The sequence below is a fragment of the Paenibacillus sp. CAU 1782 genome, from assembly GCF_054551715.1.
Map to the genome: position 1 here is coordinate 276,584 of NZ_JBTOLL010000004.1, position 13,423 is coordinate 290,006.

The 13,423-nt window shown below is 49.5% G+C and carries 11 protein-coding genes; 5 read left to right on the top strand and 6 right to left on the bottom strand.

Translation table 11 applies throughout. The annotated features are described in order from the left end of the window. Positions 1–113: 113 nt before the first annotated feature. From ACX93W_RS13465 to ACX93W_RS13475, 3 genes are all read right to left on the bottom strand, one after another. Entirely contained in the window at positions 114–2,441 is a 2,328-nt protein-coding gene (locus tag ACX93W_RS13465) for a helix-turn-helix domain-containing protein (RefSeq protein ID WP_459392888.1), read from the bottom strand. Positions 2,442–2,589: 148 nt separating this feature from the next. After that, positions 2,590–3,231 carry a rhamnogalacturonan acetylesterase gene (locus ACX93W_RS13470; protein ID WP_459392889.1) on the bottom strand — a complete coding sequence of 214 codons (642 nt, stop codon included), beginning with the start codon at positions 3,229–3,231 and terminating at the stop codon, positions 2,590–2,592. A gap of 162 nt (positions 3,232–3,393) precedes the next feature. After that, a complete protein-coding gene (locus tag ACX93W_RS13475) occupies positions 3,394–3,609 on the bottom strand; it encodes a hypothetical protein (protein ID WP_459392890.1) in 216 nt (71 codons plus the stop codon). 366 nt (positions 3,610–3,975) lie between these two features. Here ACX93W_RS13475 and ACX93W_RS13480 point away from each other — a divergent pair, with 366 nt between their 5' ends. From ACX93W_RS13480 to ACX93W_RS13490, 3 genes are all read left to right on the top strand, one after another. Next, positions 3,976–4,317 carry a zinc ribbon domain-containing protein YjdM gene (locus ACX93W_RS13480; RefSeq protein WP_459392891.1) on the top strand — a complete coding sequence of 114 codons (342 nt, stop codon included), beginning with the start codon at positions 3,976–3,978 and terminating at the stop codon, positions 4,315–4,317. A 259-nt stretch (positions 4,318–4,576) separates the two neighbouring features. Beyond that, entirely contained in the window at positions 4,577–4,762 is a 186-nt protein-coding gene (locus ACX93W_RS13485) for a hypothetical protein (RefSeq protein ID WP_459392892.1), read from the top strand. Positions 4,763–4,951: 189 nt separating this feature from the next. Next, positions 4,952–7,174: a S41 family peptidase gene (locus ACX93W_RS13490; RefSeq protein WP_459392924.1), complete on the top strand. Its 2,223-nt coding sequence runs from the start codon at positions 4,952–4,954 to the stop codon at positions 7,172–7,174. 55 nt (positions 7,175–7,229) lie between these two features. Here ACX93W_RS13490 and ACX93W_RS13495 read toward each other — a convergent pair whose 3' ends face one another. The 3 genes from ACX93W_RS13495 to pepT all read right to left on the bottom strand — a co-directional run bounded on the left by ACX93W_RS13495 (position 7,230) and on the right by pepT (position 10,919). Next, the gene (locus ACX93W_RS13495) at positions 7,230–7,922 is read right to left on the bottom strand and encodes a Na-translocating system protein MpsC family protein (protein WP_459392893.1); all 693 of its coding nucleotides are present in this window, start codon (positions 7,920–7,922) and stop codon (positions 7,230–7,232) included. 264 nt (positions 7,923–8,186) lie between these two features. Beyond that, on the bottom strand, positions 8,187–9,392 hold the full coding sequence (locus ACX93W_RS13500; RefSeq protein WP_459392894.1) for an ATP-binding protein: 1,206 nt from the start codon (positions 9,390–9,392) through the stop codon (positions 8,187–8,189). A gap of 288 nt (positions 9,393–9,680) precedes the next feature. Next, positions 9,681–10,919 (bottom strand): peptidase T, encoded by a 1,239-nt coding sequence (gene pepT, locus ACX93W_RS13505; protein WP_459392895.1) that lies wholly within the window; start codon positions 10,917–10,919, stop codon positions 9,681–9,683. A 316-nt stretch (positions 10,920–11,235) separates the two neighbouring features. Here pepT and ACX93W_RS13510 point away from each other — a divergent pair, with 316 nt between their 5' ends. Beyond that, positions 11,236–12,270, top strand: a complete 1,035-nt coding sequence (locus ACX93W_RS13510) for an agmatine deiminase family protein (RefSeq protein WP_459392896.1) — start codon at positions 11,236–11,238, stop codon at positions 12,268–12,270. Positions 12,271–12,308: 38 nt separating this feature from the next. Next, complete coding sequence (gene aguB, locus ACX93W_RS13515; protein WP_459392897.1) at positions 12,309–13,187, top strand: N-carbamoylputrescine amidase; 879 nt, start codon at positions 12,309–12,311, stop codon at positions 13,185–13,187. Positions 13,188–13,423: the final 236 nt, after the last annotated feature.

Here is a 13,423-nt window from a genome sequence, read left to right on the forward strand (position 1 = left end):
TCACCTCTTTGGAAAAGACATTCAAGCTCACTTTTTTGCATGAGAAAAGCCTTGATAATCAAGGCTTTTTCGTCTGTATGGACGTTTTTTGGAGGGGTGGTACTTTCTTGTTTTCAGGTCTCCGTCTGCTCTCTGAACTGTCCGGGCGTAATACCAACCTGCTTCTTGAAGATCCGGTTGAAGTATCGCTGCTGATACCCAACCTCGTTAGCGATATTGTTGATTTTGAGATCAGTCTCGCGCAGCAGCGTCTTGGCTTTTTCGATCCTGAGCTCTGTCACATAGTCGATAAAATTGATTCCCATAAATTGTTTAAAGTATTTGCTGAGCGTATAGCTGTTCGTCCCGGAAAGGTCGGCGCACAGCTCAAGCGAAATGTCCGACGTGTAGTGGGCATGGATATAGTCGATCGTCGATTCCACTAGCCGCTTCAGCTCAAGGTTGGCTCTGGCGTCTCTTTCGTCAATGAACGGCTCAATGACTTTTTTCTTCATCCATCCCAGCATCTTATCCGGCTCGCGGATTTGCGAAAGGTGGCCGAACATATTTTCCCCGCCGAACAGTTGATGCGGACTTAGACCCGACTGCAGAATGGCGTGCTGGATCGTTCCGTACAATTGCAGCATGCTTTGCTGCACCAAAATTTCAGTGCCGCGGAAGGACAACACTTCTTCCAGGAATAAGGTAACCAGCCGCTCCGCTTCACCCTTGTCGCCGGCTCTCATCGCATGGACGATATCCCGCTCCAGCGCAAACGGATAGTGGAATTCGTTGCTATCGGCATGGGCGGTGATTTGCTCCATGTTAATCATCTGGTTCTGATTGACGAATTTTCGGTAGCCCGTCGCGCGCTCCACTTCCATATACATGTCGGGTATCTGCTGGATTCTCTCCAGAGAGCCGCTGAACGTAATCGTGACTTGCATATGGATAATGCCGTTGATGGCTGTCGTAATTTCCGTCCCCAACATCTGAATTCGTTCGGCGATCGGTTCGCCGCCTTGGTGCATGACGAGCACGGCCACCGTCAAGTCGTGAAAATTCATGACGCTGAACTGATGCAAATGTTGTGCGGCAAGCTCCTCGATAATATTGGAAGCCGTAAAGGTAACGAGGCTTTCATCCCCTTGGGAAAATCGCTCGGTCAATATGTCGTATCCCGTCAGCTGAATATGCATGATACGGAATTGATGGTCATCGATATCCCAGCCGTAGAGCTTCATTCTGCCCTTTAAATCCTTCTCCGTATAGGAAGCGAGATGTCCTTGCAGCAGTTGAAGCAGAAAGCCCGACCGGACATGGGTCCGCTGTTCCTCCAGCCGATTGCGGAGGTTCAGGCTTTCGTCGTGCAGCTGATTCCATTGGTTCTCCAAATATTGAAATTCGTCCATACCGCGGTCAAGCTCCTCGTCTTTATGGCGCTTGAGGCTGTTAAGAAGCCTCTCGACGGGCAGATAGATCCGCCGGGAAGCAAGCCAGGAGAACAGCAGCGCGAGCAGCAACCCCGATGCGCTGACCAGGAAAATCGTATTGGAGAGCTTCACCACGGAGGAGGTAATGGTCGTGATCGGCGTAGCCGAAATATACGTCCATTCGGTTGACAGACGGGTCAGCCTTCCAAAGGATACGGAATAGGTGACGTCATCCTGATCCAACAGGAATGTGCCGGACAGCTCCTCGCGGCTAAGCACTTCCGTGCGCAGCCGCTCATTGACGGCCTTTTCTTCGGCATGGTCGGCGACAAGCACCTCGCCTTTTTTGTCGAGAAGCATCGTAAAGCCTTGGTTATAGGGAGTCATGGTTTTTAGCAGGCTCATGACTTTCTCTCGTTTAAGCTCCGTGACGAGCACGCCGAACGGGGAATTGCTGTCGCCCGGAATTTTGTGGACCAGCACGATGGGTTCCTCCGCGGCTTGCGTTTTTTCCTCCGCGGTCGGCAGCCTATTACTCCAATAAATATTTGTTCCCTCCGCAATGATCCGTTCGAAATCATCAATCTGATCGCGGTTGCTCAGCGTATAGAATTCCGGTTGGAACAGTACCGTGTTATGTCCGTTAATGTAGAGCTGCACTTGATTGATGAGCGGATGGGAGCCTTGAAGCATGAACAATGTCTTCGTAATATTGTAGGTGTCTTTGAATTGGTATACGAAATTGATTTCCTTCAGATCGGAGCCAAATTGCGGGTTAAACGCCCAATGCGAAATATCCAGCTCGACGGAACCGAATTGGTCGTCGATATTTTGCGCGCGTTCTTTAATCTGATTTTGGTGCAGGTCGCTGATGTTCTTCTGCATTGGCCCTACCGCGAATCCGTATGTCGCTACGGCGATGATTAACCCCGGCACGCTTGCGGCCAATAAGAACCACGTCAAGCTTTTTCGGTAAAAGTTTCTATTCTTTCTTCCTGTTCTCACGAAACCGCCCATTCGCTTGAGCATGAACTTCCCCCCGTCCCAAATCATTCGCAAGAAACCGCTTACAAAATGATAGATCAATTAACCCCCTTGTGTATGTAAAGTATACCTGAACAGAGGGGGGCTTCCCATGCAAAAATCGGAGGGATGATTCGGCATGCGCAGCCAGTGATTAATGAGGAAGGATAGCCAGGCTTTTCACTTTATCCGTTAATAGCCGGGCTATTCTGCGTGCTCCGGTTTCGGTAAAATGCGTGTGGTCGGTCCCGTTCACCGATACCATAAAAAACGACTCCGCCTCCTCATAGCCGACGGATGAATAATAGGCAAGGCTTTCCGCCATCAAATCGATGAGGATGACATTATCTTCGGCAGCGACTTCCTTCATTGCCGTGCAATAGTGCGGAAAATCATTTAAGAACGTTCCGTGCTCGAAGTGCAGCCGTCCGACCGGAGTGATCAGCACGGGAACGGCTCCGCGTCGCCGCGCGCCTTCGATGTACATCCTTAGATATGATTTATATGCCGAAAACGGCTCGGTATATCTCTCCGGCCTGCTCTGCGTGGCGTCATTGTGCCCCATCTGAACGAACAGATAGTCGCCTTCGCTAATTTCGTCCAGAATACTCTGGAGCCGGCCTTCCTCGACAAACGTCTTCGAGCTTCTGCCGCCGATCGCGCGATTCACGAAGCAAACGCCGTTCGTGAAATATTCGCCTATAAATTGACCCCAGCCCGCCTGCGGCGCATGCTCCTTCTCGTAGGTTTGCACCGTGGAATCTCCCGCAAGAAAGACATGTACGGAATGCTTCATTTTTTTCACCCCTATCAGGCTTATTCATGACTTTAGATACGCGCATAGTGTAAGCGGCTGAGCCATCCCCTGCAATTGCACTTTTTTGCAATCCATGATGCGGCGTGCCTTTCGCCTAATCATTCCGCCTATTTAAAGCGACTTTCAATCAATGAACCGTTTTTATCGCTTTTTCAATTGGAAAAACTCGCACTCTTTCCGGTTATGGTAGGACAAGTCGCTGACGCTGGACTGCGTAACGACCGTATTGTCGTCGAAGCGCAGAATGACCGAGCTGGCGTCTACAATATGATTGTCCTGGAAGACGCGAACCCGGAAACCTCGCTGAAGCGCCTCCTGTAAATCGGCATCGGTTATTAAACGGTATTGAAGGGACATGGGAATCTCCTTTTCGGGGGTAATATCAAATTATAACCATCCGCTCCATGGGACTGTCAAATGCTTAAGCGGAAGCCATAGCAATATATGGTACAATAAGCCGTATTGAAGAAGTTGTTCAAAAGCTTAAAATGAGGTTCAAAAAGTTCGCTTTTCAGTACCGAGAAGATGGCAAGAAGCTAGAAATCGAGGAGCGGAGCTTAGTGTAAGCTAAGTGAGTACCTCCAATGTTTCCGGAGGAAACATACTTCGTAAGCATACGCTGATTTCGGCTGAATGTCATATTCGATGCTAGCTATGCCGCTAGGCATGCTTCGTAATGGGAAGTGGACTTTTTGAACAACCTATTAAAGGAGAGAATACGTAATGTCTAGTTTGCCGAATTGCCCGTCTTGCCAGTCGCAGTATACCTATGAGGACGGAGATCTGTATGTTTGCCCGGAGTGCGCCCATGAATGGAGCGCGCAGGGCGGGGATGAGCAAGGCTCTGAAGAGGAAGTGGTAAGGGACGCCAATGGCAATGTGCTGCAGGATGGCGATAGTGTCTCGATCGTGAAGGATTTGAAGGTAAAAGGAAGCTCCTCCGTGCTGAAAATCGGCACCAAGGTTAAAAATATCCGGCTGGTGGATGGCGATCACAATATCGATTGCAAGATCGACGGTTTTGGGGCCATGAAATTAAAGTCGGAGTTTGTCAAAAAGATTTAAGCCGGGATGGGGTTGGGATCATACCCCTGAATATGGAAGTTGTGAAGGGGCATGTGGAGCATCTGAAGGCTCTTCATGACCAGGGCAAGCTGGTGCTGAGCGGCCCCTTCGAAGACTATCCGGGCGAAATGGGAAATCGCTAGTTGCCTCCATAATGAACAGTGTTCAATGTTTCGTCATATTCATGTGAAAATAATCACAATATATTCCTTGTTTTCGTGGTATGATAAAGACAACAAAAGAACAAGGAGTGAGTGACATGAGAGCAACCGAAACTTATGTAACCCAAAACATGATGCAGTTTTGCTACACCTGCGATGACGCTGGTTTTTGCGAAACGGAAGAAACGTGCAGAACCTGCTGGACCGATAACGGCGTTTGGAACGTTGCAGACGAAGCGGGCGCCCAGGAAACATTGAATTTGCTGCATGCGTATTACGAGTAGCCCATGAGTCGATCTAATAAGCACGACTCCACCTGAACGGACAATATTGCAGGAGCCTTACAGAGGCCGGCAGTATTGTCCGTTTTTTGCTGCGCGCAAAAAGGATGAATGTCACCGCTTGTCGAATACATATATAAATAGGGTCATACAACATTTGGGATTACAGGAAATGAGGTCGAAAACTTGAACGTGCGGAGAAAAATATCACTTGCGGTAGGAGTGATTCTTTGCGTATTGCTGCTCAGCGCTTGCGCAAATAGATTGCAGAACCTGTTCGACGGGGAGGATATCAGCTCCAGAAGCTCCATCAAAGCATTTAATCAAAAAGGATTCGACTTGATGGAGGAGGGGCGCACTGAAGAAGCGATAACCCAGTTCGAAAAAGCCATCGATGCCATATACGAGGCAAAACCGGAGCTTAAGGAGCTCAGCTCTCCGATTCAATCATCGGAGGTGTATGATTCGCCCTTTAATAATATGAGCTGGGCTTATCATGACCTGGGGGATTACGAAAAAAGTCTGGAGTATATAGAGATCGCTCTTCTTCTGCTGCCTAATACCGACACGGAATATATCAATAAGGGCAATGCCCTGTACGGTCTTGCTCGTTACGATGAAGCGATGGAACAGTACGAAAAGGCGATCGACTATGATAATGGCAGCATTTATGCCCATTACGGCAAAGGCATGATCCATTATGACAGGAGCCAATACCGGGAGGCGCTGCAGTCTTTTAATGCTTTTTTGAAAAAGGACGAAAGCGATTATGACGCTTTGGAGATGAAGGTTTACTCCCATATTGCGCTGGGCGAATCCGCCAAGGCGCTGGATTATGCCGAGCATATTATCGGCAAATACCCCGACGATTATCATGTATACCGCCTCAAAGCGATTGTGCTTGGCGACATGGGCGATTTCGAGGCTTCGGATCAATTTCATCAAGAGCTTAAGGCGCAATTCCCGGATAATCCCGATGTAATGGATATGCTGGGCGAATTTTATGCCGATTACGGCTACTTTGATGAGGCGGTTGCTGTTTTTCGCGACAAGCTGAGGGATTACCCGGAGGACGCCGATGCTTACTGGTGGCTGATTGGCATTTATGACGGCATGGGCGAATACGAAGAGGCCAAAACGGTATACGGTGAAGCGCTGGACGTTGTAGCGGATAAAGCGCTGATTCATGAAAAAATGGGCGATACCGCGTACAATTTCGGCTTTTATCTGGATGCTGCCGATTACTACGGCTATGCGGCGCAAGCGCTGCCGGACGAACCTCTGCATTATATGCAGCAGTTGTCCTCGCTCTACAGCGCTAACCGAAATGTCCGTTGTGTGGAGCTTGGCCAGACGGCCAGAGAGTTGTTCCCGGATCACTCCGATATTGCCTGGTACAGCGGTTTATGTCAGGTGGAGCTTGGCGAATATGAAGCAGCCATTCAGGATCTGAGCGATGCTGCGGAAACCGATCCGGAATCCTCCGAAGCTTGGGCGCAGCTGGCTTATGCCAACTTGTTGTACGGAGATGAGGGCAAAGCCAGAGAATACAGCGATCGAAGCCTGAAGTTGTACAGCGGCAATTATACGGCAGAGATGGTCAAGGAATCGCTGAAGGAAAAAAACAAACCGATCGGGTCGCAGATTAAAGCTTTTTTTGAGGAGAACTATTTGTACCTGGATGCGGTCGAAGCCTCCAAAGAGCTGTTATCCGAGCTGGATCAGCCCGATATTCCGCTGGAATTGATCGCGGAGCGGTTTGAAAAAGCGAAGAAAAAAGGCGATCAATTTTCCTTTATGATCTATGGAGACGATTACGACCAATTGGGCTACTACGAGGAAAACGATTTGGAGCTGACGGAGGAAGGCTCCATGGTATACATTCGGATTCCGACCTTCCATATGCGGACCGATGACGCTTTTATCGACATCATCGACCGGATCGACGAGCCGGAGAGCAAAAATCTGGTGCTGGATCTGCGCGGCAATGGGGGAGGCATAGCGCAAAGCGCCAATATTATGCTGGATGCGCTGCTGCCCGATTATGTGACCAGCATGATGATATACCGCAATGGTCAAACGGAAAACTTCTATTCCGATCCTTCGTATACCGAGTTTAGGCACATTTATATTCTGGTCGATGAAAACTCTGCTTCGGCATCCGAGCTGCTGACGCTTGGCCTTAAATCCTACCTAAGCAACGTTACGATCGTGGGACGCGATACCTACGGAAAAGGCGTCGGGCAATACGTGTTCGATGACCCGGTTCATAAGGTGCTGCTATACGTGGTCAACTTCTATTGGAATGTGAAGCAAAAAAATATATCCGATGACGGCATCAAGCCGGATGTGTACGTTCAAGGCAACAGTCTGGAAGCGTTCATGAAGCCGGTCCGGGACAGAATGAAGCCATAAATCGTCGAAACGGCAAGAGGGCGACCCAAAAGCTTTAGCTTTCGGGCAGCCCTCTTTATTTCGGGTTTAGAATAAATACGATGACACTCTTATCCCGCTCCATATTCCAATCGACAAAAACGTCCGTAATTTTGGTGTTCAATAGCTGTTCGATATTTCTGTTGTCCCGCAAATGCTTTTTCTCCAGATGATTAACCGCCTGTCTCAAACGATCTTCATCCCCGAGACGAAACAACTCCTTGCTAAGATCAATCATGATTCCGGAACGAACAACAACCAGCGTTCTTTTATTGATGATGCGGGAATACATATGATCCGGTTTCTTCTGGATACGCTGGCTCATCCGGAGAATTTCGCGCTGAAGTCCTTCTCTCCCTTCGAATTTGTCCTGCGCGGTTTCCGAAGTTGCGGATTCCTCCAATTGGCGCCCTACCAGAATGCCGGAGTGGTTATGAAGCTCCCAGTCATAATAAAATTCCAAATCGTTCATTCCGGTCAACGGCAGCAAATACGCTTTGATCTCGGGAATCAGCGATGACATGACCAAATCCCTTGTTTGCTGTATCGCGCGGGTCTGCCCTTGGTTAAGAAGTATTTTTTCCGTCGGCGTCAAAAAATTCCGCAAATAAACAACAATGAATGGCCGATCCACGCTTACATATATGGACTGGGGCCCTTTCCCGAATGCATCCCGAAGCATTTTCCCAAGGTGGCTTGCTATTTCATTCTGGAAATAGTTTTCATTCATACTCAGTACGTTCATCCTCTTTTCTAGCAACAAAAAAAGCCTAAATAAAAGGTTGCTCAGCAACTTTTATTCAGGCTTATGTCCAGCGCTGTCTCTGGTTCATCTCGGCCAACTCAATCCTTATTGTAGTCAACATGCATAACCTGTCGATTTGCGGGCTTCCCCCGCATGGAATGGATAAAGGATAAAGGCAAGAGCGTCAAATCTGCTGCCCACATTCATTTTAATAATTTTGGTCTTATTTGGCAAGGTTAAAGTGCAAGTTCAAGAAGTAAGGTCATCTGTACCGAGAAGGTTTGAAGGTTTGATGTACCCCTGCAGGACCTGCTGTAAAGTGAGGCAGGACGCGGCTTGATCGCGGGAAACGAGTCCCTTTTCTAGTAAGGTATCACTCAATTCCGGGCGTATGCCGGTCAGGGTGGCGGCACATTTATTCAGGACCGCTCCTTCCAGTATTTCGGATAAAAAACACAGCGTTGGTTCGGTCATGCGGTCTATGGCGGAAAAGTCTATGATTAGCCGGTTAAGCTTCAATTCATTGATTTGGGCAAGCACGGATTCATGAGCTTTGCCGCCGCGATGTGACTGGATTCCCCCGGCAAGCGGGAGCAAGCCTACATGATCCAGCAAGGTGATGACAGGAGTAGAGCAATTAGGCTGGTTCCGCTCAGCTTCATGCGAAGAGCAGCAAGCATTTCCCGTTTTGTCAAATTCTGATTGGGCAGAATGAAGCCCATCCCTTGTGGTCGTTGGAAAATCCCCCGATTGATACTCCGTGCTCCATAGCGGAAAATGCAATGAAAATTCAGTCCCGGCTCCCAGCTCGCTCCTGACCCGAATAAATCCGCCATGCTCATAAATTGTCGTAAACACCTGAGTTAACCCGATGCCGGTGCCGTTCACCTTGGAGGTATAAAACGGCGTGCCTAGCAGATCCAGCTCGTCCCCGGGAATTCCGCATCCGGAATCCGTTATCGAAACGACTATTTTATCGTCGGACCGGAAATGCGCAACGGTAATGGCCCCATCCTCCGGAATGGCTTCGAACGCATTTTTGAGGAGGTTAAAAAGGGCTTTTTTCAACGGGTTCCTTTTTCCGTATATTCGGGCATCCGTATCTGAAAAATGTTTATGTATAGAGACTTGATAAAACCGTTCCTGAAAAAGATGCAGGACTGAATCCAATTCGGAACAAAGGTCGATAATGTCAAACGGTTCACTCTCCAAATCCGGTTTGGATACATGCAATAAATTTTCCATGGTGGAAATGGCGTTTTCCAATTCGGCAAAGGCATAATCCAGATATTTATGCGGCGCTTCCTGTTTAAGCAGCTGGAGAAAGCCTTTTACAACCGTAAGCGGATTTTTGACTTCATGGGCAATGCCTGCGGCGATTTGGCCGACGGAAGCCAACCGGTCCAGTCTAAGATCGGATTCGGTGACGCCGCTATGATCACTTGGCAAGGTCAATCGATGGACCTCCCTTCTTCGCATGGGTACAAAAAAGCCCGAATAAAAGCCGCTGTTCGCTAGCTTTTATCCAGGCGTATGACCAGCGCTATCTCTGGTCCATTCCTACCCTTATATGTCGGAGCGTCGGGCGATTGCCGCCAATCGGCTCGAGCTTCTGGTTTCCTGCTATCCTGTTGGCGAAAGCGTCAAATCCTCCACCCTATTTAATTGTACTCATACAGGGGAAAGCCATCAACTAATTTGGCGTAATTTATCGCATTTTGTCTGCTGTTTTTTTAGCTTTTGTTAAGCCTTTGCTTCGTACAGCGAAATGATTTCCAGAATGGTGCGAACGGCCAGCTCCATGTTGTCGACGGAGATAAATTCGTAGCGGCCGTGATAATTTTCGCCGCCCGTAAAGATATTGGGAGTCGGCAGTCCTTTATAAGACAGCTGCGAACCGTCCGTACCGCCGCGAATCGGCTGAATCAGCGGCTTGATGCCCAGGTTTTCCATCGCTTCCTGCGCGATATCGACGATATGTTTTACGGGCTCTATTTTTTCCCCCATATTGTAGTAGCGATCCTTCAGCTCCAGCTTAATTCGGTCGGTTCCGTATTTCGCGCCTAATTCAGCAACAATGGATGCGAAAAATTCTTTGCGCGCCTGGAATTGCTGGCGGTCAAAATCGCGGATCAAATAGCTCAGCTTGGCATTTTCTACATCGCCTTGAATCAAGTTCAAGTGATAGAAGCCTTCGTATCCTTCCGTATGCTCCGGCGCTTCTTCGGCAGGCAGTTTGGCATGAAGCTCCATCGCGATTTTGGAGGCGTTGATCATTTTGTTTTTGGCCGTTCCGGGATGTACATTTTTGCCCCCAATTTCAATGATGGCGGAAGCGGCGTTAAAGCTTTCGTATTGAAGCTCGCCCAGAGGCCCTCCGTCCATCGTGTACGCATATTTGGCGCCAAGCGCCTCCACGTCGAACTTATGCGCTCCGCGTCCGATTTCCTCGTCCGGGTTGAAGGCAACGCGGATTTTGCCGTGCTTCAGCTCAGGGTGGGCAATCAGGTAAGCCATGGCCGTCATAATTTCGGTAATGCCTGCTTTGTCATCGGCGCCAAGCAGTGTTGTGCCATCTGTTGTAAGGAGCGTATGCCCCTTGTAGCCGGGAAGAGCCGGGAACTCTTTTGGAGAAAGTACGATACCAAGCTCTTTGTTCAAAATGATGTCCCCGCCGTCATAGTTATCGTGCTGTTGAGGGTTGACGCCCGCGCCCGTCATGTCCGTTGCCGTATCCAGGTGGGCCAGGAAAGCGATGACCGGCACGTCTTTGTCCGTATTGGAGGGCAGCGTAGCCATTACATAACCATGTTCGTCTATGGTGACTTCCTGCATGCCGATGCTTTTGAGCTCGTCTACCAGCATCAGGGCCAGGTTCATCTGTCCCGGCGTGGAAGGGCAGCTTTCGTTGCTTTCATTGGACTGTGTGTCCACCTTGGCGTAAGTTACGAATCGGTTGATTAATTCCGGTTTTAATGTCACGTATTTCCATCTCCTTCAATTAACTCTTATCCAGCGCTCTGCGTGGGTGTTTAACCGCCTTAATTGCGGTTCATTTTAGTGTCTTCTATTATAATACATCTAAGCGCAAGGCGAACGAAAGGAAACGCGGCAGCACGGTAAAGCGGAAATGACTCCCGGGAAAAACAAGCCTTATTTTCGACAGCGGCGCTCTCCCATAAAATGCTTGTAAACTGGATTGTGGGCAGCGGTGCTTTAGTATATGATAGTAGGGGTGCAGCGGGGGGAGACGCCCTCCGTTACGGAATATGAGGCTGGCAAGGGGACAAGATAACCAATGGAACAAAAAACCTATCATTATACGATGCCTGCGGAATGGACGCCGCATGAGCGAACTTTTATATCCTGGCCGGTACAGGAGTCCATGGTATATCCGGAATTTTACGAGCAAGTAAGCGCAGGGTATCAGGAGCTGATCACGGCGATTGCGGAGTTCGAGCCGGTAACGGTCATCGTCAACTCTGATGATGAGGCTTCGGTAGCGGGCCGTTTCGAAGGCAATGAGCGCGTTGAGCTTCTGCCAGTTGAACATAACGATGCGTGGCTGCGCGATAACGGGCCGACATTCGTAATGGACGATAACGGCCGTTTGGCGGGGATCAACTGGAAGTTTAACGCATGGGGCGGCAAATACAGCCCTTGGGATCAGGACGACGCTGTAGCTCCCCAAATTCTGAAAGCGATGGGCGTGGCGCAGTTTGATGCTCCTCTGGTCATGGAGGGCGGCTCCATTCATACAGATGGAGAAGGCACGCTGCTGACGACGGAAGAGTGCTTGCTCAACGTCAACCGCAACCCGGACCTTAGCCGCGAGGAAATTGAAGCTCAGGTTAAACATTTCTTGAATGTAGAAACGATCATTTGGCTGAAGCGCGGCTTAAGCGGCGATGAAACCGACGGACATGTGGACAATGTGGCTTGCTTCGCTGCGCCGGGCAAGGTTATCCTTCAAGTTTGCAGCGATCCGCAGGACGAGAATTATGCCATTACGGAAGAAAACTTGAGCATTCTGAGCCAAGTCACCGATGCCAAAGGCAGAAAGCTGGAGATTATACAAATCGAGCAGCCGCCTTACAGGGAATACGAGGGCACTCGTTTGACGCTCAGCTACCTGAATTTCTATTTTGTGAACGGCGGCATCATTCTTCCGGTATTCGGCGGAGAGGCCGCAGAAGCCGATGCCAAGGCGATTTCCGTGCTGTCCGAGGCATTCCCCGACCATGTCATTCGCACCATCGACGGCATGGCCGTTATTCGGGAAGGCGGCAACGTTCACTGCACTACACAGCAAATGCCGAAGGGCATTAGATAAGATAGATTCGCATAACGAAATGAAGGAGGAAGGAAATCATGAGAAAAGTAACGGTAGCGGCGACGCAAATGAGCTGCTCCTCCAATATCGAAGAAAACATCGCCAAAGCGGACAAACTGGTACGGCAGGCGGCAGCGCAGGGCGCTCAAATTATTTTGCTGCAGGAGTTGTTTGAAACGCCGTATTTCTGTCAGAAGGAAAAAGCGGATTATTACGTGTACGCGACGGAGCTAGAGGAAAACAAGGCGGTTAACCATTTCCGCTCTGTAGCCAAGGAGCTGGGCGTCGTGCTTCCGATCAGCTTTTACGAGAAAAAGAACTATGCCCGTTACAACTCGCTTGCCGTCATTGACGCGGATGGAGAGGTGCTGGGCAAATACCGCAAAAGCCATATTCCAGACGGACCGGGATATGAAGAGAAATTTTATTTTAACCCCGGCGACACCGGGTTTAAGGTATGGAAAACGCGTTATGCCAAAATCGGGGTAGGAGTCTGCTGGGATCAATGGTATCCGGAAGCCGCCCGTTCGATGGCGCTGATGGGAGCCGAGCTGCTGTTCTACCCAACGGCGATTGGCTCCGAGCCGCAGGACGGCTCCATCGACTCCAAGGATCATTGGCAGATGTGCATGCGCGGGCATGCCGCTTCCAATCTGATGCCGGTTATCGCATCCAACCGCATCGGCCTTGAAAGCGACGAGGATTCCAGCATCACGTTTTATGGATCGTCCTTTATCGCTGGACCTCAAGGCAACAAAATTGCCGAAGCGGGCCGGGATTCAGAGGAGATTCTGGTTTCGGAATTTGATCTGGATCAACTGGAGACGCAGCGTCTGGAGTGGGGGATTTTCCGTGACCGCCGTCCCGATCTCTACGGAATTATCGCGTCGTATGATGGCGAAATCAAAATAAAGTAAGGTGTATCGTGGCCCATTGAATGGTGACCCATAAGAAGGACGCTTTTAAAAGAAGCGACCTTCTTGAGGGTCATTTGTATTTTTAGGGGAATGTTGGATCGCTTGGCAATGTTACTCAGACCACAGACCTGGATTGGAGCCATCCTGTCAGTGGAGGTTGCCCGTTCAGATTTGCTTTATACTTTTTTTAGGATACTCGTGCAAGTAAACTGAACGGCATTTGAAGGGCGGAATTC